Raw genomic sequence first — 23778 nt, 5'->3', positions numbered from 1 at the left:
AGGTGTTTTGTCCCAAATATTCTATTTGATTTTTTATGCGGGGTAAATGCCAATATCGCTTAAGTTGTTGGCATTGTCAAGGGGTGTCCCTCTTGCAAGCATTGTATCGGAACATTCAATTTCTGAGAAATTGTAATGCGGAGATACCGAGCTTGCTAGGTTTGAATCACGCCCTTCGTGCGCGACTTCAATTTGAGCCTTTGGCTCTGTAAAGTTTCCTCTCTCAGTTGGAGGAATTGGAGCTTTGCGACTTCGGCTGCAATACCCCCTCACTTATCTACCGCCATATTTGAAAAATCGGGAAAGAAATCTGCAAGAGTTCACAAAAAGTTTACGATCGAATTTGCTGGTGATACAGCATTCCGAACGTTATGCCGCTTTTTTCCTAACCCGATTGATTCTCGTGCATAATTATGGTGAAATGTTAAGAGCAGGTTGTGTCCGTATCGCTGTCTGACAGAAGAAAAAATTTCATTTAGGGCGATGCGTGAACGGGATAAGAAAAATACAAAAATCCCTGTTCTGAAACGGAGTTCAGAACAGGGATTTTCAGCTTTTGCAGGAGGGAAAATAAAATGGATCATGAAAGAATTATATACATCTACGATTATCTGTCACGGTACACAGACGAGAACCACGATGTATCGATCAGCAAAATACAAGAACACCTCGCCAATGCCTGCAATCTGACTAGGGTGAAGAACGTAACGATTCGCCGTGATCTTGACAGGCTGACTGCTATGGGGAATCATATCGTAAAGCATAACCGTGAACATAACACGGCATACTACGCTTTGATCGACAAGGGTTTCTCAGGGGTGATAACGGTGTACTGGACGATGATAATTGATCACGCTTTGCACTGATCGCCTTGCGGATTTATTTGTGCTGATATAGAAGTTGAGTGTGTTATGCTGTAACCTCTCGGCATAAAGGGCGGTCTGAGCAGATCAGGCCGTCCTTTTTCTTATGCCTAATGTGATAGGAAGATGAAATTTTGGTGAAAAGTTGCCGCACTATGGCTTTGCACGAAGGGTTAGTTTTCAATAGTGGGACAGAGGTTTGAATGAGTTAGGTGAAAATGTTGGATTGGTAGTGCATTATCAAGCAGTGCATTATCAAAAAGTGCAGGAAAATGGGGCTTTTATAAAAATCGGGTGTTCCCGAACGGGAACGCCAAGAAGTTGCTTTTTATGCTGTAATAGTTCATAATAATAATATAAAACGCATCGGTGCGTTTCTCCAACAGTGAACCTTACTGCGCAGGGGCTACTCGATCACTGTATGGAAACTGAACATCAAACAATCGAATGGACGAGTAATGTTTGATTGTCGGACGGGTATATTCCGAATGACAGGCTTACTATGTTCATTTGCTGATTTCCGTCCGACAGAAAGGACGGAACCAGTATGATGAATGATTTACATACTCCTCAGATTCTATTATTTAGCGAACAGGAGGAGCCGCAAAGCTACGAAATTAACGTTTACGGAACTGATGATCTTGTTGAGCAGCATAAGGACAGCTTCTGCTTAGCATTATGTCGGTATTTAGACGAGATCCATATAAGCCAGAAAACGCTGGCAAGGTTGACAGGAATTGCTCCCTCTACACTCTCACGGTATCTTTCGGGGAAAAGAAAGATGCAGTATGATTGCCTCTGTGCGGTCTGTATCGCACTCAGACTTCACCCTTGCAGGCAGCGTTATTTGTTTTCGCTCCTGATGTATGCATTGCCATGTTATCAGGATTTCAGAAAAGCAGATAAGAACATCATCATGGCGTATCTTGACGGCTGTGCGTTCAATAACCGTTATACGCTGACAGCCTGCAATGAACAGTTGAAGGCAATCCATGCCAAACCTCTTACACACCTGACCTCTGCTAAGGGGGACAGTGTGTAATGGGAAGATTTATGTATGTCCACTTTGGCGATGATGTTCCCCGTAATATTGAGAAAGAGTATAACAAGCTCTTGCGAAAAGAACGATACCTTGAGGAGCGGGATGCAGAAAACGGATTGATCTATCCCAATTTTGACGCTGTTCTCGCTGCGAATCCCGATCCTGCAAGTATCCCCATAAGCGAGGAAGAAGAGCAGGAGCAGATCAGGCACCGGAACAGGCATGACTATCTGCCTGATGCCTTAGAACTTTTGAAATCGGATTTTCCTGAAGGGTATGAGCTGATACGGGATTACTTTCTGAGAGAGGACAAGGTGACGATGTGGTATCTCGTTGAGAAATACGGCTTGTCCATTGACGTGGTGCGTTATCGAATCAAGATCGCAAAGCAGAAGCTCAAAGAGTATATTATCTTGCACGAAAATGAATGAATAAATATGTGCAGAACACTGATTTTTTCTTTTTGGAGACAGAAATATGGGAAAAACCTTCCCGATTTTGCAAAATCCTCGGTTGATATATAGAGGGGTTCATACCACTGATGTTTGATAAGGGTACGGATCACTTGCTGACATAACTATCCTCTGTGATAAGGGGCGGTACGTTTTTTCCATTTGCCGCACAGTCCCCTTAGCTTTGTTTGGCAGCTGATATGCTGTCGGGAGCTTCCTGACGATCTGAGGGGGGAGCTGCCAACAGTACATCAAATATCAGGCATAAAAATAACTGACAACGATGCACTTTGTATCTTGACAATAGAATATGGAACATCTACGCTTTTTCAGTTTCTTTTTCTGACAGGAAGGAGGTTATGTCCTATGGATTCAATACTGCTTGAAGTTGTATATAAGAATATGTATAGCGAATATCCTGAGCTACTGGAAGTGAAGGACTTATGTGAAATTCTCGGCTATGGAAAGAAAAAGGTTTATCAGCTTGTCAAGGAAGGACAACTCAAAAAAATTCCTTGTGGTAGAACGATCAAGGTCGCAAAAGTTACGGTTATAGATTTCGTTCTGCAATGCGCACAAAAATAACCGGTAGAAATGTCCCTTGTGTCAAATTTAGTAGAAGTGGTAGGAAAACGCTTGCAAATGGCTTTGTTTCGCGCTACAATAGAGTTATGAGGTCAATCGCGCAGACCACCGCTTTCGACATAAGGAGGATAATATAATGAAAGCAAGTCTGCCTTTTAAGTACATTTTGCCGATAAGAAAGGCAAAAACTATGTTGTCTTTGATTTCAAGGACGACAGTGGCAAGCGTAAGAGAAAATGGGTCACGACCGATTTGCCTGCTGACTGTTCTTATAAAGCACTGACAGCAAAGGTGAACGTCATTGTAGCAAAGTTCTATGAGGAGTTTCTCACAGGCAGCTTAACAAAAGTCAAGGAAGCTCCAGAGGAAAAGGAGAAGACCGAAATCAGCGAGGAGATCCTCAGTGATGATGCTGAATGCAAGACAGGTTTTGAGTTCACGGCATTTCTGGACTACTGGCTTGAAACGATCAAACCGACACTCGCCCGAACCTCTCATCAGAGCTACACTCGTTATATCACCAGGATCAAAAACTATTTTGACGAGCGTTATCCGCATCTTCTACTCGGCAACCTGACAGCTTTACAGCTTCAGCAGTTCTATAACGATAAGTACAACAGCGGTCTTTCGGGCAATTCTGTAAAGCATTACCACGCCAATATCCACAAAGCACTAAAATATGCTGTAAAAATGGATATGCTCGATATAAACGTTGCAGATAAGGTTGAACTCCCGAAGATCCAGAAGTTTGAAGCCAATTTCTACAACAAGGACGAGTTGGAACAGCTCTTTGAAGTATTCAAGGGCGACAGACTTGAACTTGTGGTACATATTGCAGCCTACTACGGACTTCGCAAGAGCGAGATTATCGGTTTGAAGTGGGATTCCGTCAACTTTAAAGAAAAGAAACTCACGGTTCGCCGTAAGGTCTCCAGCACTTATGGCAGCGGCAAAGAAATGATCTTTGTCGAAAATCAGCTTAAAACTGAGTCCAGTGTAAGAACTTTTCCCTTGATCCCTCATATTGAGCAGATGCTGATCGAACGCAAAACCCTTGAAGAATACTATTCGAAGCTCCTCGGTAAAGACTTTGACAGGGAATATGACGGCTTTGTGTGCCGTGACAACTTCGGTAAGCTGATCACGCCAAACTTTGTGACTTCTCACTTCAAGTACATCATTCAGAAAAATAAGCTCAAACACATTCGATTCCATGATCTTCGTCATTCATGTGCCAGTCTGCTGCTTGCAAACGGAGTATCCATGAAGGCGATCCAGGAGTGGCTCGGACATTCAACATTTAATGTTACAGCCAATTTTTATAGTCACCTCGACTTTCATTCCAAAGTGGAGTCTGCGGAGACTATCGCCAAAGTGTTGGGTGGAGACAGTGCAGATACGGAGCAGGCTATCCATGACAAAGGTTCTGAGGGCAAAAAAGTCGCAAGTCCTCAACCTGAGAACCTGCGATAATAGTGTGCCGATCGTCTACCCATTCTACCACGGCGGCATTATAAAAAAAGTAAAAAAAAGTTAATCAAGTCAACTTGACACGGGGGATAAAAATCTTTTGTGCTAAGACCAAAAATGAAAGTGAAATTGAAAAAAGCAGCGATTTTGGTAGAAAATTTGGTAGAAATCCGGTAGAAAAACGCTCATTCACAAGAAACTTTTCTACCAAATTAGTCAGAAAATAAGAAAAGAATGCCGTAAAATCGACATTCTTTCGATGGTGCCGCTAACCGGACTTGAACCGGTACGGATTTTACTCCGAGGGATTTTAAGTCCCTTGTGTCTGCCTATTCCACCACAGCGGCATATAAAATTACAAACCAATAAAATTATTATACCATAGCTGCAATGTTTTGTCAAGACACTGAATATCATTTAACCGATATCGGATAATTTCTTGCTGATACCAAAAAGATATACCACCGCCCGACATAGCAAAACCCTCCGACCCATGTAAATGGATCAGAGGGCAAACTTCGGACCGCCTTTGCGGTGGAGCTTGTGACGGGATTCGAACCTGCGACCTGCTCATTACGAATGAGCTGCACTACCAGCTGTGCTACACAAGCAATTAATTAACTATGTTATTATACACCATTACTCCCGTTTTGTCAAGTACAAAGGACGCATCACACCTCATTATCGGTTTATGCTGCCTATTTTTTGTGTCTTACTGTGCAATATCGTAAAATCATTGCCAACGAATTTATGCAGTGTGTATAAATCTATAATATTGTATTGACAAATAATATTATATGACGTATAATATATACAACGATATAATATTATTTATACTAAATATACCAAAGCAAAGTATTGAATATTTTTGCAGAAAGGAGTTTGCATATGGGATTTCCTGTGAGTGCAGGACTGCTGGACTCAATGGTGCTGTCGGTAGTCGAAAAGGAAGATACCTACGGCTATGAGATAACGCAATATCTGAGAAAAGCGGTCGATGTTTCCGAATCCACTCTTTATCCTGTGCTGAGAAGACTTCAGAAAAATGAACTTCTCGAAACCTACGATAAAGAGTATATGGGCAGGAACAGAAGATATTACCACGTTACTCCGCAAGGCACAGCGGCATTGAAAGATTACAGAGAACAATGGAAAGTTCATAAAATGAAGGTAGACAGTATTTTATTGAATGAGGGTGAGGATATATGAACAGGCTTGATTTTCTTACAGAATTAAGATACAGCCTTGAACAGGGAGGACTTCAGAAAAGTGAAATAGATGAAGCTCTCCGCTATTATGAAGAGATCTTTCTCGACGCAGGAAAAGACAATGAGGAACAGACTGCCAAAAATCTCGGCTCGCCTAAGGAGCTTGCAAGGGAGATACTTATTGAAAACGGTATCCACGCAGACGGCGAACCTGAGTTCCAGATGGAGGACGTAAAAGAGCCTTTTGAAAATCACGGCAATACAGGCAACACAGAACAGAACACGGCACAAAACGGATATCAATATAATTACGGCGGATACAACGGAACGATCAACGCAGGAAACAGCGGGAATGCAAAAAATAACCTTGTTAAACTGCTCGTTATACTTCTTACTTTCCCTATATGGCTGCCCTGCGCTGCGGTGATATTTGCAATAGCAGCGTCGATATTTGCGGTGGGCGCAGCACTTGTCGTTGCACTTGCTGCCATCGGTTTCGGACTTACCATTGGCGGTATCGTTTCTATATTCTATGTTCCGCCGATAGGTATCGCACTTCTTGGCTGCGGACTTATTGCCATAGGACTTTTCGGACTTATAGTATGCCCTATCGCAAAGCTTATTTTCAAGGGCGCAGTAGGTCTTGTAAACGGCATTATCGGACTTATAAGAAAAATTTTCAATATCGGAGGTGTGAGAGCGAATGGCTAAGTATGATGCAGCAGGCGACAAGATACCTGCAAGAAGCAAGCTTCCTGTATTGTGGATAATTTTTATCGTGATCGGTGCAGTTTTGCTGACGATAGGAATAGTTCTGGCGAAAAAGAACGGCATTGAACATTATTTCTCAACTGTTGATGTGAATGAATCATTTGCCGCTGATGATATCTCCGCAATAGATATTGAATATGCCGCAGGCAATATAAATATCGAACCAAGCAATGATAATTACATTTATGTAAAAGGAACAAATATCCCCGACGTATACACATTTTCCGCTGACGGTGACACTTTTGAGGTAACACCAAAAGCTGAGCTGAGTGTTATGGGTGTAAATGGGATAAACTTCGGGTTCAATTCTGATACGATAGGCGAGCTTACAATATATCTCCCCGAAAAAACTTACAGAAAATTCAGCTTTGACATCGGAGCAGGCGATAACGAAATAAGCGGTCTGATCTGTAAGAACGGCGAATTTGATCTGGGCGCAGGCAACTGCACAATATCCGACTGCACATTTGAAAATGACCTTGATATCGATATGGGCGTTGGCAATGCATATATATTAGACTGCACCGCAGGCGGCATAGACGCTGATCTCGGTGTAGGAGATTTCAGTTTCAGCGGTACAATAAACGGCGATATCAAAGCTGACTGCGGAGTAGGCGATTGCAAATTCAGCCTTACAAATCCCGAAAGTGATTTCAGCTTTGATGGTGATTACACACCAAAGAACAGAAAGAATAAAAAACGTTCCTCCGACGCACTCTACACCATAGATATCGACAGCGGAATAGGCAGCGTGGATATCAATTTCGGAGAATAAAATTTATAAAAAACTATATAACACAGAAAGGACGATCCTTATGAGAAAAACATTATACAAGATAAGACAGGGCAGCATTATCTGCGGCGTATGCAACGGTATAGCAGAATATTTCAACGTTGATGTAAATGTTGTTCGTATAGGCACAGTTATACTCGGCTGCTGCAGCGGAGTGGGAGTTATAGCATATATCGTAGCCGCTATTATCCTCCCAGAGGCATAACAAAATATAACGGATATATTGACAAAAAAAATCCTCCGACACATAGTCAGAGGATTTTTGCTTATCAAAAATATCAGAGTGTGCTGCCGAAATCAGTTATGAGTATCTGTCCCGTGATAGCTCTTGACTCGTCACTTGCAAGGAAAAGCAATATATTTGCTACGTCCTCAGGCATACAAGGCTGAGCCTTGAGATCGTTGTGAGTCATCATTGCGCCGAACATATCCTTGTCAAGATTTGCAGCATTCATTCCCGCTACCATAGGTGTTACGATAGTTCCAGGACAAACTGCGTTGAAACGGATATAGTCTTTCTGGAATCTCAGAGCTGCGTGTTTTGTAACGCCGATTATAGCCGCCTTTGAAGAAACATATGCCGCTCCGCCGCAGCCCATCGCACCTGCAACTGACGCTACGTTCACTACTGAAGAACCAGCCTTCATTCTCTTTGTTGCGGCACGCATTACCTTCATTGTGCCTTTCTGATTGGTTTCAACTATGCGGTCGAGATCCTCGTCTGTGAAACGGTCGATAGGCTTTAACCCTTCTTCAAGTATTCCTGCATTGTTTACAAGAACATCTATCTTGCCGAACTTCTCCATTACCGTATCCATGAGCCTTTCAGAATCCTCACCCTTGGATATATCCGTAGGAACAGCAAGGACCGTTCCGCCTGCTGCGGTGATCTCTGCGGCAACATTGTCCAATGCCTCTTTTCTTCTCGCAGTAATAACAACTGTCGCACCTTCTGCTGCGAAAAGTTTAGCTGTTGCTGCGCCTACTCCTGAATTTCCGCCTGTGATGACGGCTACTTTACCTTTTAAACGATCCATTATACATATTCCTCCTTGTGTAAAGTTTACATAAGTAAACATCTATTCTATAATTTTATTATACAATATTTCCAAACAGATGTCAAGAGCGTGGTATCCCATTTGCAGTATCGATGATCGCCTGTTCCTTGCCCAGCTATTATGATCATATTCACGACTGGCAAAACGCAGTTTATAAATAACTATATCTAATCTCTGTTAATTATATACCTAATTGGCGAGAGCAAGTCCCGCTGACATCTATACAGAAAAATGTAAGCAAACCTATATGACAAAATAAATACAGCACATACAAAAAGACCGATGAAGTTCGTTTTTACGCTTCATCGGTCTTTGATCTTTATTCTACTGAAATGATGTAGTAGTATACAGGCTGTCCGCCGTTGATAAGGTTTACTTCAACGTTCGAGAACTTTGAAGATACCTGCTTGCTAAAAGCCTCTGCCGCATCGTCAGTAACATCTGAACCATACAGGATAGTAACGAATGAGCTGTCGCCCTTTACCAATCTCTTTGTAAGCTTGTATGCTGCCTTTGCAAGATCCTTTTCGACAAATGAAAGCTTGCCGTTGTCGAGAGCAAGTATCTCGCCCTGCTTTATGGAATGTCCCTCAAAGTCTGAATCCCTTGCGGCAAATGTGATCTGACCTGTTGAAACGTGTTCAAGTGCATTGGTCATTTCAAGTCTGTTGGTGTTGAAATCTGCATCAGGATCAAATGCCAGCATTGCAGCCATTCCCTGTGGGATAGTTCTTGTCTGAAGAACGCATACCCTTCTGTCTGCAAGCTTTACAGCCTGCTCCGCAGCCATTATTATATTCTTGTTATTAGGAAGAACGAAAACAGTTTCCGCAGGACAGGACATTATTGCCGCCAGCAGATCTTCTGTGGAAGGGTTCATAGTCTGTCCGCCCTGAACGATACAGTCTGCGCCTGCGTCACGGAACATTGCTTCTATTCCCTTTCCTGCCGCAACAGCAACAAAACCAAATTCCTTTTCAGGCTTTGCAGGTGTAAATTCCCGCTTTGACTGTTTCTGCTTTGCCTCATGCTGAAGCTTCATATTCTCTATCTTCGGCAGGTTGATATAACCGAATTCAAGACCTTTTTCAATAGCCTTTCCCGGATTATTCGTATGAACGTGTACCTTTATTATCTCATCGTCCTCAACCACAACAACGCAGTCGCCGATAGTTTCAAGGTATGCTCTCAGCTTTGCAGGATCGTCGCAGCCCTGCTTTTTTGTGATAAGCATTTCTGTGCAGTATGTGAAATGTATCTCAGCATCATACTGACCGACAGTTGATGCAAAATTCTCTACCGTTACAGTCTTTGCACCCTCAGGATCGTTGAGCGGAACAATGCTTCCGCCGTTGAAAACATCTCTCATAGCCTCAAAGATAATGAGCAGTCCCATTCCGCCTGCGTCAACAACTCCGGCCTTAGCAAGTGCAGGCAGCAGCTTAGGTGTTTCGTCAAGGGAAAGCTTAGCCTGAATACATACGTCCGTCATTATAGCCGTCGGATCGTTTGTCGTATGCAGTATCTCCCTTGCCTTTTCAGCAGACTCCCTTGCAACTGTGAGGATAGTACCCTCAGTAGGCTTCATAACTGACTTGTATGCACCCTGGACGCCAAGCTCCAGCGCATTTACAAGATCCTCTGCCGTCATCTCTGTCTTACCCTGCAAAGCCTTTGCAAAGCCTCTGAAAATAAGCGACAGGATAACTCCCGAATTTCCCCTTGCACCTCTCAGCAGGCATGACGCCATAGTTTGGGATACTGTGGAGCATGGAGCGTCGCTGCTCAGATTTTCAAGCTCAGCCAGCGAATTTCCTATGGTCATGGACATATTTGTACCTGTATCGCCGTCAGGCACAGGGAAAACGTTGAGTTCGTCAACAGATTTCTTTTTATTTGCAATGCTGTGTGCAGCGCTTATAAATGCACTGCGGAGCAAACTTCCGTTTATCACTTGTTTTTTCCTCCTAAACTCAAAAACTATCTAAAGATCAGCTTGTCATTTCATCAACGAAAACATTGACGGACTTAACAGGCACTCCTGCCTGCTCGCTGAGTACGAAATTGACCTTGTGAATAATGCTGTCAACGATAGCACCCACATTAACGCCGTAATTTACGGTGATATGCAGATCGACCACAAGTTCATCACCGTCCTGACGGATAATAACGCCCTTAGTCGTGTTCTCCTTCTTCAGCATAGCATAAACGCCCTGTTTAGCGCCGTAGGCGTTAAGACCGGAAACACCGAAACAGCTTTCCGCCGTATTGGAAATAAGCTGTCTGAGATATGCAGTTGATATACCTATCGTACCAAGATGATTTTTTATTTTTATCATCAGAACGCCTCCTCTGTAAAGTCAGAATGACGGGAATGATCCCAATGAACTTGAAACCGTTCAATGAACTTAACACAGTCCAATGAGCCGATGACCGTTCATAAAAATATATTACATTATACCACAACAGACGGACTATTTCAAGTGTTTAGTATTAAATATTTGACAAAACTGAACTTTTAGTTAGTTTTAACTTACCAGAAACATCAAAAAAGTGCAAAAGGCAGTCACATTTTTCCATGCGGCTGCCTTTTGAAACGGTTATGCTGATATGATCTGCCTAATTTTCTTCTCCCGTAAACTCAAATATACCTGTAAGTACGGTAAAAGCCACCTGTTTCTGATACTCCTCTGACTCCAGCTTTGCCGCCTCATCAGGATTAGACAAAAATCCGCATTCTATCATTACCGCAGGACTTTCAGTATTGTTGAGCAGGAAAAGTTCATCACCCACCGGCTTTGTTTCCCTTGTATTCTCAGGCTGCAAAAGTGAAACGAACTGTTTCTGCATAGCTGAGGCAAGTCTTTCACCGCCCGAATTTTTCTCAGAGTAGAACATCTGCGCTCCGCTGTATTTGCTGTCTGTGAACTGATTTTGGTGAATAGATATGGATATCCCATTTTCATATCCGCTGAAAATTTTCAGTCTGTTGTCCATATCCGATTTTTTCTGCTTTGAAAGACCTTTTACCCCTTTATCATATATCGCAGCATCTTTGTCCCTCGTCATAACAGGTTCAAAACCCATTACATTCAGAAGATCTCTTTCACAGCAGGCTATGGAAAGGTTTATCCCCTTTTCAGCTGTTCCGTCCACCGAAACACAACCGCCGTCCTCACCTCCGTGACCTGCGTCTACAACGACTATCTGCCTTGTCCTCGATGAAACTGCTGCTGCATTAGTCATTACCGCCTCTCTGCTGCCCATAAAGCTCCATAGAAAAAGCACTCCCCCTGCAAAGGCGGCTGTGCAAAGCACCCCTGCGGTCTTTTTCAGTACGCTTTTAACGCTGCTGTTGTTTACTATTGTTTCTGATATTTTATGCATACTCTTCCCTCCGTATCAGCTTGTCAGATCTCTTTCTAAAAATATGTCCGACCTCAGTAAAATATGCAAATGTGAAAAAAATGACCGCTCCGCACATTTTCAGTGCAGAGCGGTCAGCTGATTATTTTATTCTGCTTTGCTTACTGGTTTGATGCAAGGAAAGCTTCTGTATCCAGCGGATAGCACTTAAGATCAGGCATCTCGTCCTGTGTCAGCACTCTCTCGCTGTTGTATATTTTATTCCACATATCGAATGTAGTGTACTGATCTGAAAGCTGCATATCCTTAAGAGTAAATTCTCCGTTCCATGTTGAGAACCATGCCCAGCGTGAGCCGTCATTAAAGCAAACGTCAGGGTCGAATATTGCACCGTTCTCTGTCATAGCAATGATCTTGCTCTGTGTCGGTGAGCAGGTCTTCATAAGATCATAATAATCCTTCTGTGAAGAACTGTCATGCTCGGCTGGGTAGCAGTCATAGCCGATGATATCGCAGTATTCATCGCCCGGATACCAGTCAGGATTCTGACCGTTCCATACCCATATAAGGTTATTAAGTCCGTATTCATTTGTGAACTTGTCATACATCAGCTGCCAGAGCTTGAGGTATGCGTCCTTTCCTGCTGAACCCCACCAGAACCATGCGTTGCCCGGATAGTTCGGATCTCCTGCTGCCTCGTGGAGCGGACGCCAGAGTATCGGAACATCTGCGTCTGCAATGATCTTAAGCTGCTGAGCCATGTTGTCAAGCTCAGCTACGATAGCGTCATAACCTGCCTGATCCTCGCCGTTCATAGCCTTTGCAAGGTCAAATGAAGTGCTGTCGCTGTAAAATCCTCTCCACCATGGCTGACCGTTCGCTTTAAGGTATTCGGTAGGAGCGAGCCAGTGCCAGCAGAGTGAAACTATTCCGTTTTCGTTTGTGTACCAGTCTATCGCCTGTATCGGCACCATATCTCCGCCGCCTGCGCCGTTGCCTGTTGCGGAAAGTCCCAGATTTCCAACATCAAGTCCGAGGATAACAGGTACTTTATCGAGATTTTTCTTTATTTCCTTAAATTCTCTTGAATCCTTGCCGTCATTGTTTCCTGAGAACTGACCTGATATAACATACTTGCCGTAAACGTCCGTCAGGAAGTTGTACAGTCTTTTTGTTCTGTCGGAAGCGTTCGGATTGCAAAGCTCCTTTGTAACATCATACTGTGAAAGGTCTATCGCAGGAGCAGGAACGATCTTTATGCTATCGATAAAGATATGTCCCTTGTCGCCCTTTATGCCGACAGTGTGCGTTCCTTCGTCGATAAGCACATTTTCAGCAGTGGTTTCAGCAAACTTTGTAGAGGTGCTTTTGAAAGCTGACGCTACGCTGCCGTCTACCGTGATAAGGTTCGACAGTCCCTCTGAGTCGCCTGCCATTGTTAAAATTATATTATAGCTGCCCTTTGCAGGTATCTCAACTTCAAAGTCAACTTCGTCGCCTTCGCCGTCGATACCAACAAATCCGTCACCTGAAAAGTCGCCGAGAAAAGCCTTGTCATATGTAGCGGCATTTCCCGAAAGAGTGCCTTTTTCAGCCTCAGATTCAAATGAGAAATCCTCCGGAACATCATATTCTGTTGTAACGTCCGAAAGGTCAAGGTTTCCTATACTTTCCACAACCGGTTCAGCCTCCGCCTCTGAGGAAGAATCCCCTGATGATGCATTTGAAGATCCTGAATCAGATCCGTCGTTTGCACATCCGACAGCAGCCGCTGTCATGGAAAACGCCATACAGCCTGCCAGCATACGTTTCATAAATCTTTTCATTCTTTTAATTTTCTCCTTTTAACTTATAGTTTCAGTCTGTGCGGCAAAGGTTCAGATTTTAATAATCTATCCTTTGCTTACGTTTACAAATATATGATATCACAATAAAATACAAAGTCAATAGCCATAAGAAATGATTTACAGCAAGTTCAAATTTGATAACGATTACCGTTAAAATCCTTATAACCGTGTTCACTTTTTTAATCGGATACAGTCTGTTTTTAACCTCTCAGAAAAGTTGTATAGACCCATCTCGTGAACTTTCTCGGCAGGATAAAAAGTCCAAGCTGAAGTGCGCACGGCGGGAAAAAGTCACGGAAGCTTGTATACCCCGACAGGAAGATCATCCACCTTACCTTGATGAAAGCCTTTGTGCGTTTCCAGCTTTTGCGTATTTCGGGCGTATTTTTATCCACACGGTATCTCACCAGCACCTCTGGAATATTCTGTCCCACTGCCCCTGCCGCAAGCATTCTTGCCGCAAACTCATAGTCCTCGCACAATTTAAGGTCGCTGTAACCGCCCACCTCTTCCGCTGTACTCTTGCGTAAAGCCACCGACTGGCGGTTGAAAGGATTTCTTCTCTTTGAGTATTCAACGATATTTTTCTGCATTATTGGAACTTTTTTAACGCACATCGTCTTGTCCGTTTCGTCCTCAAATTCCTCGACATAAGTGCCGATGATATCAAGCTTAGGCTTGACGGCGAAAAGCAGCATTTGTTTAAGACATCGGTTCGGCATAGATATATCGTCGCTGTCCATTCGCACTATATACTCATATTTACAGGCTTTTATTCCCTCATTAAGCGCTTTGCCGGGTCCGACATTTTCATCTATCCGCACTATTCTGAATATATTTTTAAACTCATTTTCAAAGGATTTAACTATGATATTAAGTTCATTTGTCAGCTTTCCGTCGCAGACAAGCACAAAGTCCGACGGCGGGTAGGTCTGCATAAGCATAGACTCTAAGCTCTCGTTGAGATTTTCGGGAAGTTCCTTATCATAAACGGACATAAGAACGCTGTATTTCGGCAGATCGTATTTACCTATTTGTTTACCCAACGAAACTCCTCCTTTCTCAACACATGAAAGCTTTAGTTTGCTATATTGCACAATTATTCACTTTAATTTTACCATAATCGCTGTACAATGTCAATCATTTTTCTGCACACGGTTCATATTTTCCATATCATGCAAAGAAAAAGAGCAAAACCTATACTGCTGAAAGGTTTTGCTCTGCTTATCTGCTAAATTTGTCTGTTCTGATATTTTTACTCGCTGCGGAAAACTATATTTTCAAACTTGCCGCCGGTGACCTTAACAAGGTCTTTCGGATCAAGCATTATCTGCGAACCTATTCTTCCGCCGCTTATGATTATTTCATCAAAATTTTCTGCGCTTGCGTCAATGACTGTCGGATACTGTTTTTTCATACCCAGTGGAGTACAGCCGCCTCTGATATATCCTGTTATCTTATTTATATCCTTGACGTGGATAAGTTCAACGGACTTTTCTCCAACGGCTTTAGCAGCCTTTTTCATATCCAGCTCTTCGTTCACAGGCAGGGCGAACACAAAATATCCTCCGCTTTTGCCCACCGCCACAAGTGTCTTGAAAGAGCTTTCATAAGCCTGTCCAAGCTTATCTGCGATATGCACGCCGTCGATAAACTCCTCACACTCGTATGTATTTACCTTATACTTCACCTTACTGCGGTCAAGTATTCTCATTGCATTTGTTTTAACGTCCTTATCCTTTTTATCCTTAGCCATTTCAGTCAATTCCTTTATTTCACAGTTTTCACAGTATGTGCGATGATATCGGCACAGAGTTCAAGACCAAGCTTACCGCTGTCGAGGCAGATATCATAGCTTGATTTTTCTCCCCATTTTTTATTTGTATTAGCGTTATAGTAATCGGCACGTTTCTTATCATATTTTTTCAGTCTGCTCTCAACCTCCTCTGGAGCGATATGGTGCTTAGTCATAGCTGTTTCCATACGCTTTTCAAAGGAGGAATACACAAAGACGTTAAGTGTTTTGACCTTATTTTTCAGAATAAAGTCCGCACATCTTCCTACTATAACACATTTTTCCTTAGCCGCAAGCTCCATAACGACCTCAGTTTCGGCGGCGAAGATAGTTTCGGTTATATCCTCCTTAGGTTTGCCGAAGAGTGTGATAGGCGTTTTAAGAGGATTAAGGACAGACTCCTCATATTTTTTTATTTCCTCCATAGATATCCCGCTTCTTTTGGCAGCCATTTCTACTATTTCCCTGTCGTAGCATTTCACCCCCAGTTTTTCAGCCACCAGTTTGCCGATATCGCTTCCCCCTGAGCAATAATGTCTTCCGATAGTAACTACCTTGATCTCAGCCATAGCTATTTCTCCCTTCATGATATTTCTGATTCTGCACACATTTATTAAATTTATGCTTTCATAACATAAATAAATTATAAATTAATTATACCCCATTCCTCCCCAAAAGTCAATACGTTGTCCTCGGTCGGGTCTTCCCAGACGGGGTAATTCGGGACGCTCGTCAAGCTCGCTGTCTGCGGTCGGGTTTTCTCATTTGCGCTCGGAAGAAACTGAGATATGACTTTTACTGAAATTTACTTTGATAAGGTCTTGTATTGACTTTTTTAGTTTGATAAAGTCTAATGTGGATTTTTTCTCAATGTTTGCGTAGGGGCGACCTGTGGTCGCCAGCCCCCACTAAATCCAACTTTGTCATGGTATTATCTCGGTTTTAAAAGTTTCCATACAAACTATAAACACCAAACAAAGAAAAAGTCCTCACAAACTATCAAACGCACAAGACAAAGCGGTCGATCAAGCCCGCCGCTAGAGGGCTTGCAGGGGCTCAAAGGGGGCAGCGCCCCCTTTGTCGCTCCCGCAGGAGCGAAATCCCCATCGGAGGAGCTCCGCATAGGGTGAATTTGAAAATAGTCCAGCGGACTGTTTTCAAAGAGGGGCAAGCCCTGCGATAGAGGGCTGGCCCTTACTCGCCTACCGCACAAACTCCCCCGCAAGGGCTTGCCCCTTGCGCTGTCCTCGGGCGGGTCTTCCCAGACGGGGTAATTCGGGACGCTCGGCAAGCTCGCTGTCTGCTGTCGGGTCTTTTACTTTTCGCTCGGAAGAAACTGAGATATGACTTTTTCTGAAATTTACTTTGATAAGGTCTTGTATTGACTTTTTTAGTTTGATAAAGTCTAATGAGGATTTTTTCTCAATGTTTGCGTAGGGGCGACCTATGGTCGCCAGTTTCCACTCAGCCCTGATAACCATTTACCACCATTTACAAAATTCTGAATATGTGATAACCAATTATTTTCACATTTCTCCCTGCCACAAACAAAATTCATACGGTTTCAAACAGTTCACCTATCCCCATTGTATTGAAAATACTAGTCTGTTTGCAGTTAAAACTTCTCGTTATATGATAAAAGCCACATATTTTCTAACAAATTATCTTAATCAGCAGTTGTCGTGCTAAGAAGTATATCCTTAACATCAAATCTTTTGCATATAAAATTCTTTATGGTTTTCTGCTCGTCTGCACTGAGCTTGTCTGTTGCCACGATAGTCACCGCAAGCTTGTCATCATTTTTATTCTCTGTGCTGTCCTCTGCATATGCCGCATAAGATGCTGCTGCGCCGATTATCTTGCCGTTTATCGCATTCAGCTCTTCGGTAAGCTGCTGAGCGTCAAACTTTTCACTCTGTGTATTTATTTTACTTTCAAGCTCTGCGACCTGCTGCTGAAGTTCCTTGTTCTGCTCTGTCAGATCCTCATTTTCACGCTGGAGGATAATAGCGTCAACATCAGGCTGTTCCTCCGATTCCTCATACTGGGACAAAATATCTTTAAGTTCGTTTTCCGTTACGCCGTTTCTTATTGCTGTCTGCGAGATATTCAGCGTATAGTCCTCAAGGTTATAGTCCTTGAGCTTTTCTTTCAGCTGATCGCAAACCTCATCACTGACCTCTTTTCCCAAAAGCGAAACATCTATTGTATGCTTATCGGTATCAATATTTTTCTGTATTACCTGTGTTCCGTCAAGCACAAATTCATTCTTTATGTAACTTTCCGCACTGCTGTTGTCTATGGACTTCAAAACTATATCGTAGGCAAGATACACACTTGGCAGCATAGTTATTATTGCAAGTACAGCGATAGAGCGGTGTATTTTAGAGAGTGCCTTTTTGCTAAGCTCCTTAAACTGCGGAACTCTCAGATATTTCAGCACGATTATTGCAGTAAGGCAAATAAAAAATCCGTTTATAAAGAACAGATACAGCGCACCGAAGAAATATTGGAACTGCAAATGTGCCAGTCCGTAACCAGCCGTACAAAGCGGCGGCATAAGTGCAGTCGCAATAGCCACGCCTGGGATAACATTGCTTTTTTCTTTTCGTGTCTGCCCGATTATTCCTGCTAGACCGCCGCAAACCGCAATAAGCACGTCCCATAAGGTCGGGCTTGTCCTTGCAAGCAGCTCACTTGATGCGTCGGTTATAGGTGATATCGAGAAATATATGCACGATGTAACGATACTTATAAGCACCTGAACACCAAGTCTGAATGCAGACCATTTAGCCAATCCGAGATTATTTGTGGCAATTCCGTATGCTATCGCAGTAATACCTCCCATAAGAGGGGAAATAAGCATAGCACCGATTATGACAGCAGTAGAATTCATATTAAGACCTATCGACGCTACTAAGATCGCAAGTATCAGTATGCAGGCATTTGTACCCTGAAGCTTTGCACCCGAAACGATAGTGTTTTCTATTTCCTCATAAGAAGCCGTGTCATTTCTCAGCGTAAACATCGACTGAACTATCAGCTTTATTTTTGTAGTCCTATGACTCATAATAAATATCACCTCAAAAAAATCTCTGCAAATAAAATCTCGCCGACAAAAACTATCAGCGGTCTAAAAAATACAGGCGGTCAAAGACCGCCTCTGCCGACATATCAAACCTGTAAAAAATATTTAAACCTGTACAAAAGATGTGGAAAGCACATACATTACCGCCACGAAACGATTTAGCTAATTTATAGTTTGCGCTGTACGGAGTTTGTGAATCATAAATAATTAGGTTTGTACTTATTAGAACTGGCGAGCAAAGGTCGCCCCTACCGAAACATCGAACCTCAAAAAGCCAATGCAAAACCTTATCAAAATAGGTTTAAGTAAAAGACATATCTAGGTTTCTTCCGAGCGCAAATGAAAAGTTCGGACAGCAAACAGCGAGCTTGCCGAGCGTCCCGAATTACCCCGTCCGGCGAGGATCCGCCCGAGGACGTGCAAGGGACAAGCCCTTGCAGGGGAAAGAGTACGATAGGCGAGTAAGGGGCAGCCCTCTATCGCAGGGCTTGCCCCTCTTTGAAAACAGTCCGCTGGACTATTTTCAAATTCACCCTATGCGGAGCTCACGCTGTGGGGGAGTTTCGCTCCTGCGGGAGCGACAAGGGGACTCTGTCCCCTTTGATCCCCTGAAAGCCCTTTTGGAAAAGGGCTTTAGCCTAAAACTTGCTTTGTGCGTTTGAAAGTTTGTGATTACTTTTTTCTTGTCTAGTGTTTATAATTTATGTACAAGCTTTTAAAGCCAATGCAAGACCTTATCAAAGTAGGCTTAAGTAAAATCTACATCTCCGTTTCTTCCGAGCGCAAATGAAAAGTTCGGACAGCAGACAGCGAGCTTGCCGAGCGTCCCGAACCGAGCCGTCCGGCCTTAGGACCTAGTAGGGAGTGCTCCAGTCGTCTTTGTACCAACCTGGGTGGAATGAACCGTTCATTATGTAGTTAGAATAATCACTCCACGATATCGGATTCGGGAATTGTCCCCAAAGCTTTGCATTCTTGTCACCATCTGCCCATTGTACCGCAAATGATTCCTTTCCGTTGATTATTACATCACCTTCAAGATTTCCGTCTGCATCTACCCTGCCTGCACCTGCTCCAAGTACCCATACCGTTCCTGCGTGTGCGCCGTTGTCCGAAAGTACGTTGTATATAAGCTTGTCACCAACAGAGTCAGGCTCAGTTGTGCAACTTACTCCGTCTACCGAATTTCCCTTTGTAAAATCATATAGTATAGCAGGCAAAGAACGTCCGCTGTTGTGCATTTCCCACGCAACATATTCGTTTACAGCGTTGTACGCTATCTTTGCGTTCGCATTCGCTGTCTTTAATTTCGACTTTTTTACATAATCCATCATGCTCGGCACAAGGATCGCCGCCAGCACTCCGATTATAGCGATCACTACCACAAGCTCCACCAAAGTGAAGCCTTTTCTGTTCTTTCCCACAGCCGACACCTCTCTGATAAAATCTTTAAGCATTACAAATGCATAAGTATCCGGCGTCCCCAAAACGCCGAAATATCTCGCCAATTTTCGATTAAATTATACCACATTAAGGAATATAAGTCAATAAATCACGCACGCTCATTTGTATTTTATCTGTTAATTACACAATATTAATTACTAAATACTCAACAATAAAACAAAAAAGACCTGCCCGAATACTTCCGAACAGATCCTCTCATATATCCAAAAAACTATTTTCGTTATCAGTCGATCTCGACCATTATCTTCTGATCGATGCGGGATGCTCCTGCTCTCATAACAACTCTGATAGCTTTAGCGATCCTGCCCTGCTTGCCGATAACTCTGCCCATGTCATCTGGAGCAACGTGAAGATGATATACTACAACGCCCTCCTCGTTAGGCTCGTCAACAGTTACCTCAATGGCACTCTTGTCCTCAACAAGCTCTGATACGATAGTTTCAAGCAATTCTTTCATTTGATTTCCTCCATTGCATACATTCTCCCACAAAAACGGGGCGGATATCCACCCGAATAAACCGGTAAGGCGAGGGGTGGGATAAGAGCCTTACCGATCGGAAATGTCAGGAATTAAAGAGTACCGTTCTTCTTGAGAAGATTCTTTACAGTATCTGTTGGCTGTGCGCCCTTTGCGATCCATGACTTTGCCTTTTCATCGTCAACCTTGAGTACGGAAGGTTCCTTAGTTGGGTCATAGTAGCCCAGCTCCTCGATGAAACGTCCATCTCTTGGATATCTTGAATCAGCAACAACAATTCTGTAGAAAGGAGCCTTCTTAGCACCCATTCTTCTGAGTCTGATCTTTACTGCCATTTTAAATTCACCTCCGAATACTTTACTATTTGTATTTAAACCGTTTTACGGTATAAATCATTAAAATCAGTTGTTAGGGAACGAACCCATTCCGCCGCCCAGTCCTTTGAGAAGTGCGGCTCTGTTCTTTCTTGAACCCTTGCCGTGCAGACTTCCGCCGATACCGAACTGCTTCATCATCTTCTGCATCTGCTCAAACTGCTTCAACAGCTGATTAACGTCTGATACCTGCGTACCGCTTCCTGCGGCGATCCTGCGCTTTCTCTTAGGGTCGATTATCGACGGCTTTTCTCTTTCCGCCTTTGTCATCGAATTTATCATAGCCTCGGTCTTTTTCAGAGCCTTTTCGCCCTGCTCGACCTGCTCGTCATTTATCTTGTTTGCTCCAGGCAGCATCTTGATTATGGATCTCATAGAACCCATCTTGTGGATCTGCTTCATCTGCTCCAGCAGGTCATTAAGGTCAAATCCCTTTTCCTGAACCTTCTTGGCAAGACGCTCAGCGTCCTTCTGATCCACAGTAGTCGTTGCCTTTTCAATAAGAGTGAGCATATCGCCCATGCCCAGTATTCTCGACGCCATTCTCTCAGGGTGGAAAGGCTCGAACTCGTCAAGCTTTTCGCCCATGCCGACAAACTTGATCGGCTTACCGGTAACAGCAAGCACGGACAGCGCCGCACCGCCTCGTGTATCTGAGTCAAGCTTTGTCAGTATTACAGAATCTATTCCCAGCGCCTCATCAAAGCTTGAAGCGACCTTTACTGCGTCCTGACCGATCATAGCGTCTACGACCAGCATTATCTCGTTCGGCTCAGCGATCTTCTTTATATCTTTAAGCTCATCCATAAGCTCTTCGTCGATATGCAGACGACCAGCCGTATCTATGATAACAAGGTCATTACCATGATCCTTTGCGTGTTTTATACCCTCTTTTACGATCTTTCTCGGATCTATCTGTCCCATTTCAAAGACAGCGACTTCGGCACGTTCAGCAACGACCTTCAGCTGTTCGATAGCCGCAGGTCTGTAAACGTCAGCTGCGATAAGCAGAGGTCTTTTGCCCTCACGCTTGAACATCTTAGCAAGCTTTGCCGCATGGGTGGTCTTACCTGAACCCTGCAGACCGCACATCATAATGATGCAAGGCGGCTTATTCGGGAAATTGATCTTTGAGTTAGCCTCGCCCATGAGCTTTATAAGCTCTTCATTTACTATCTTTATGACCTGCTGACCGGGAGTAAGGCTTTTAAGCACGTCCTCTCCAACACTTCGCTCGGTCACGTTCTTTATAAAATCTTTTACTACCTTATAGCTTACATCTGCTTCAAGGAGCGCCATTTTTACTTCACGCATAGCCTCCTTAACGTCGGCCTCGGTAAGCTTACCCCTTGATTTAAGACGCTTGAATACAACGCCAAGCTTATCTGATAATCCTTCAAACGCCATACTTTACCTCCCGATTCAATCTTCGTTCATATAGACTGATGTATCGTAATCCTCAAGCTTGCTGTCGAGATTTTCAAGCAGCACGATAGTCTTTTCCGCAATAGGTCTTGAAAGACTTATCCTCTTGCACTCATTGAAAATATCCAGCGCCTGAGCCTTGAACTCTTCCAGCTCGCTGACATATGCTTTCTGACTTGCATACAGTCCGAGCTTTTCTTCATAATCCTCGATAGCCTCTTCACAGCGCTTTACGGTATCATGGACACCCTGTCTTGATATGCCGTACTGCTCCGCTATCTCGCCAAGCGACAGATCGTCGTTATAATACATATTCATAATATCAGACTGCTTTTCAGTAAGAAGGCAGCCATAGAGATCCAGCAGGTTATTCATTTCAAGATTTTTGCTCATTGCCCTCCACCTTCAGATCCGTTATTACAAATATCATCATTTTTCGCATTGCTGTAAAGTCATAGACCTTTACAACAGATTCTATTATATATCAAGTTGTTCACCTTGTCAAGGGTTTTTATCCAAAAAAATAAAATTTAACAAAATTTCATTTTTTATTTGATATACTTTTCTGAAAACTACTGTATAATGAATATAGTTAGTGAATAAAAACGAAGTATGAGTATATTAGGGGGAAAAAGTATGCTGAGCTGTGTACTGAAAAATGACAGATACGAGATCAAACTGCCTGCGCTTACATTCGGCGCAGCTGATTTTCAAAGACATGACAATGACGAGGAATATTTTAAATTTCTCGACAGATATGTTGAGCTTGGCGGCTGGTGTATAGACACCGCAAGAGTTTACTGTGACTGGCTTGAGGACGGTCATAATGCGAGCGAGGGCGTTATCGGCAGATGGATAAAGTCAAGAAACTGCCGTGACAAGGTAGTTATCGCAACAAAGGGCGGTCATCCCGAAATGGGCAGCAAGCAGGCTCGCCTGAGCAGAGATGAGCTTACAAAGGACCTTAACGAAAGTCTGGAGTGTCTTCAGACCGACTATATAGACATTTATTTTCTTCACAGAGATGACGTCACCGTTCCTGTGGAAGAGATAATGCCTGTGCTGAATGATTTTTATCAGAGCGGAAAGATACATTTTATCGGTGTTTCAAACTGGACTACTGCAAGGATAGAGGCTGCAAACAAATTTGCGGCTGAAAATTCAATGGAACCTATCAGAGTCAGCCAGATAAATTACAGCCTTGCACACGCAAGTGCAGAAACTCTCGGCGACGATACTCTTGTATGTATGGATACAAAAGAGTATTCGTGGTACAGACGAAACAACTTCCCTGTTATGGCATTTTCGCCGCAGGCTAAGGGATTTTTTGCAAAGCTTGCAAAGGGCGACGCTGCAAACAATCTTCCTGAGGGACAGTATGCTACCACAGCAAACCTTGCAAAGCTTGCAAAGGTAAAGCAGATAACAAAGAAAACAGGCATGACGCCTGCGGTAGTTCCTCTCGGATATCTTAACAGCCAGCCGTTCTTTGTTTCCTCAGTTTTTGCGGTAACAAAAATGTGGCAGCTTGAAGAGGATATGTGCGCACAGGATCTTATCTATGATGAAAAGACCCTTGCATTTATGGAAAACAAGATCTGATACCAAATATAAACTATCAGCAGAGCGGAAAAGCATTTCTCCGCTCTGCTTTTTTGTTTTACCTCTGTTTCTCTTTTTTTATATATTTTCTCTTTTA

Annotated in this window: 24 protein-coding genes and 2 tRNA genes; 10 read left to right on the top strand and 16 right to left on the bottom strand. The window is 43.3% G+C overall.

What is annotated here, in order from left to right:
- Nucleotides 1-575 precede the first annotated feature (575 nt).
- From Q0E19_RS09975 to Q0E19_RS09955, 5 genes are all read left to right on the top strand, one after another.
- Nucleotides 576-866 carry a hypothetical protein gene (locus Q0E19_RS09975; protein ID WP_294409328.1) on the top strand — a complete coding sequence of 97 codons (291 nt, stop codon included), beginning with the start codon at nt 576-578 and terminating at the stop codon, nt 864-866.
- Nucleotides 867-1410: 544 nt separating this feature from the next.
- The gene (locus Q0E19_RS09970; RefSeq protein WP_294409327.1) at nt 1411-1905 is read left to right on the top strand and encodes a helix-turn-helix transcriptional regulator; all 495 of its coding nucleotides are present in this window, start codon (nt 1411-1413) and stop codon (nt 1903-1905) included.
- A complete protein-coding gene (locus Q0E19_RS09965) occupies nt 1905-2336 on the top strand; it encodes a hypothetical protein (RefSeq protein ID WP_294409326.1) in 432 nt (143 codons plus the stop codon). Before Q0E19_RS09970 ends, Q0E19_RS09965 begins: the two co-directional genes overlap by 1 nt.
- Before the next feature lie 387 nt (nt 2337-2723).
- Complete coding sequence (locus tag Q0E19_RS09960; RefSeq protein WP_294409325.1) at nt 2724-2942, top strand: helix-turn-helix domain-containing protein; 219 nt, start codon at nt 2724-2726, stop codon at nt 2940-2942.
- Between the two features lie 291 nt (nt 2943-3233).
- Nucleotides 3234-4415, top strand: a complete 1182-nt coding sequence (locus Q0E19_RS09955) for a tyrosine-type recombinase/integrase (RefSeq protein ID WP_294409324.1) — start codon at nt 3234-3236, stop codon at nt 4413-4415.
- A 257-nt stretch (nt 4416-4672) separates the two neighbouring features.
- On the opposite strand, the gene Q0E19_RS09950 is transcribed toward Q0E19_RS09955, so the two are convergent.
- Nucleotides 4673-4759: transfer RNA gene (locus Q0E19_RS09950), tRNA-Leu, on the bottom strand.
- Between the two features lie 188 nt (nt 4760-4947).
- Nucleotides 4948-5023, bottom strand: a tRNA-Thr gene (locus Q0E19_RS09945).
- Between the two features lie 277 nt (nt 5024-5300).
- Between Q0E19_RS09945 and Q0E19_RS09940 the strand changes: the two genes are divergently transcribed.
- The 4 genes from Q0E19_RS09940 to Q0E19_RS09925 are packed head-to-tail and all read left to right on the top strand — an operon-like array spanning nt 5301 to nt 7389.
- Nucleotides 5301-5621, top strand: coding sequence for a PadR family transcriptional regulator (locus Q0E19_RS09940; protein WP_294409323.1), 321 nt, complete (start codon nt 5301-5303; stop codon nt 5619-5621).
- On the top strand, nt 5618-6331 hold the full coding sequence (locus Q0E19_RS09935; protein WP_294409322.1) for a hypothetical protein: 714 nt from the start codon (nt 5618-5620) through the stop codon (nt 6329-6331). The genes Q0E19_RS09940 and Q0E19_RS09935 overlap by 4 nt, the downstream gene beginning before the upstream one ends.
- A complete protein-coding gene (locus tag Q0E19_RS09930) occupies nt 6324-7166 on the top strand; it encodes a DUF4097 family beta strand repeat-containing protein (protein WP_294409321.1) in 843 nt (280 codons plus the stop codon). The genes Q0E19_RS09935 and Q0E19_RS09930 overlap by 8 nt, the downstream gene beginning before the upstream one ends.
- 40 nt (nt 7167-7206) lie before the next feature.
- On the top strand, nt 7207-7389 hold the full coding sequence (locus tag Q0E19_RS09925) for a PspC domain-containing protein (RefSeq protein WP_294409320.1): 183 nt from the start codon (nt 7207-7209) through the stop codon (nt 7387-7389).
- 73 nt (nt 7390-7462) lie between these two features.
- Here Q0E19_RS09925 and Q0E19_RS09920 read toward each other — a convergent pair whose 3' ends face one another.
- The 14 genes from Q0E19_RS09920 to ylxM all read right to left on the bottom strand — a co-directional run bounded on the left by Q0E19_RS09920 (nt 7463) and on the right by ylxM (nt 22472).
- A complete protein-coding gene (locus tag Q0E19_RS09920; protein WP_294409319.1) occupies nt 7463-8221 on the bottom strand; it encodes an SDR family oxidoreductase in 759 nt (252 codons plus the stop codon).
- Nucleotides 8222-8561: 340 nt separating this feature from the next.
- Nucleotides 8562-10196 (bottom strand): DAK2 domain-containing protein, encoded by a 1635-nt coding sequence (locus Q0E19_RS09915; RefSeq protein WP_294409318.1) that lies wholly within the window; start codon nt 10194-10196, stop codon nt 8562-8564.
- Nucleotides 10197-10233: 37 nt separating this feature from the next.
- Nucleotides 10234-10581 (bottom strand): Asp23/Gls24 family envelope stress response protein, encoded by a 348-nt coding sequence (locus Q0E19_RS09910; protein WP_294409317.1) that lies wholly within the window; start codon nt 10579-10581, stop codon nt 10234-10236.
- Nucleotides 10582-10861: 280 nt separating this feature from the next.
- The gene (locus Q0E19_RS09905; protein WP_294409315.1) at nt 10862-11629 is read right to left on the bottom strand and encodes an N-acetylmuramoyl-L-alanine amidase; all 768 of its coding nucleotides are present in this window, start codon (nt 11627-11629) and stop codon (nt 10862-10864) included.
- Nucleotides 11630-11769: 140 nt separating this feature from the next.
- On the bottom strand, nt 11770-13434 hold the full coding sequence (locus Q0E19_RS09900) for a glycosyl hydrolase (protein ID WP_294409314.1): 1665 nt from the start codon (nt 13432-13434) through the stop codon (nt 11770-11772).
- Nucleotides 13435-13655: 221 nt separating this feature from the next.
- Nucleotides 13656-14501: a glycosyltransferase gene (locus tag Q0E19_RS09895; protein WP_294409312.1), complete on the bottom strand. Its 846-nt coding sequence runs from the start codon at nt 14499-14501 to the stop codon at nt 13656-13658.
- A gap of 209 nt (nt 14502-14710) precedes the next feature.
- A complete protein-coding gene (gene ybaK / locus Q0E19_RS09890; protein ID WP_294409310.1) occupies nt 14711-15211 on the bottom strand; it encodes a Cys-tRNA(Pro) deacylase in 501 nt (166 codons plus the stop codon).
- A 14-nt stretch (nt 15212-15225) separates the two neighbouring features.
- Nucleotides 15226-15819, bottom strand: coding sequence for a cytidylate kinase-like family protein (locus tag Q0E19_RS09885; RefSeq protein ID WP_294409309.1), 594 nt, complete (start codon nt 15817-15819; stop codon nt 15226-15228).
- A 1097-nt stretch (nt 15820-16916) separates the two neighbouring features.
- On the bottom strand, nt 16917-18320 hold the full coding sequence (locus Q0E19_RS09880; RefSeq protein ID WP_294409308.1) for a DUF389 domain-containing protein: 1404 nt from the start codon (nt 18318-18320) through the stop codon (nt 16917-16919).
- Nucleotides 18321-19192: 872 nt separating this feature from the next.
- The gene (locus Q0E19_RS09875) at nt 19193-19762 is read right to left on the bottom strand and encodes a type II secretion system protein (protein ID WP_294409307.1); all 570 of its coding nucleotides are present in this window, start codon (nt 19760-19762) and stop codon (nt 19193-19195) included.
- A gap of 263 nt (nt 19763-20025) precedes the next feature.
- The gene (locus Q0E19_RS09870; RefSeq protein WP_294409306.1) at nt 20026-20259 is read right to left on the bottom strand and encodes a KH domain-containing protein; all 234 of its coding nucleotides are present in this window, start codon (nt 20257-20259) and stop codon (nt 20026-20028) included.
- Nucleotides 20260-20372: 113 nt separating this feature from the next.
- Nucleotides 20373-20615 (bottom strand): 30S ribosomal protein S16, encoded by a 243-nt coding sequence (gene rpsP / locus Q0E19_RS09865; RefSeq protein ID WP_294409305.1) that lies wholly within the window; start codon nt 20613-20615, stop codon nt 20373-20375.
- 66 nt (nt 20616-20681) lie between these two features.
- Nucleotides 20682-22061, bottom strand: coding sequence for a signal recognition particle protein (gene ffh / locus Q0E19_RS09860; RefSeq protein ID WP_294409303.1), 1380 nt, complete (start codon nt 22059-22061; stop codon nt 20682-20684).
- 15 nt (nt 22062-22076) lie between these two features.
- Nucleotides 22077-22472: a YlxM family DNA-binding protein gene (gene ylxM / locus Q0E19_RS09855; protein WP_294409302.1), complete on the bottom strand. Its 396-nt coding sequence runs from the start codon at nt 22470-22472 to the stop codon at nt 22077-22079.
- Nucleotides 22473-22715: 243 nt separating this feature from the next.
- On the opposite strand from ylxM, the gene Q0E19_RS09850 reads away from it, so the two are divergent.
- Nucleotides 22716-23681, top strand: coding sequence for an aldo/keto reductase (locus Q0E19_RS09850; protein WP_294409301.1), 966 nt, complete (start codon nt 22716-22718; stop codon nt 23679-23681).
- The last annotated feature ends 97 nt before the right edge of the window (nt 23682-23778 follow it).

This window comes from uncultured Ruminococcus sp., assembly GCF_934476685.1.
GTDB lineage: Bacteria > Bacillota > Clostridia > Oscillospirales > Ruminococcaceae > Hominimerdicola.
The sequence above is the reverse complement of the archived record's forward strand: the minus strand, read 5'-3'. Positions and strand labels throughout refer to the sequence as shown.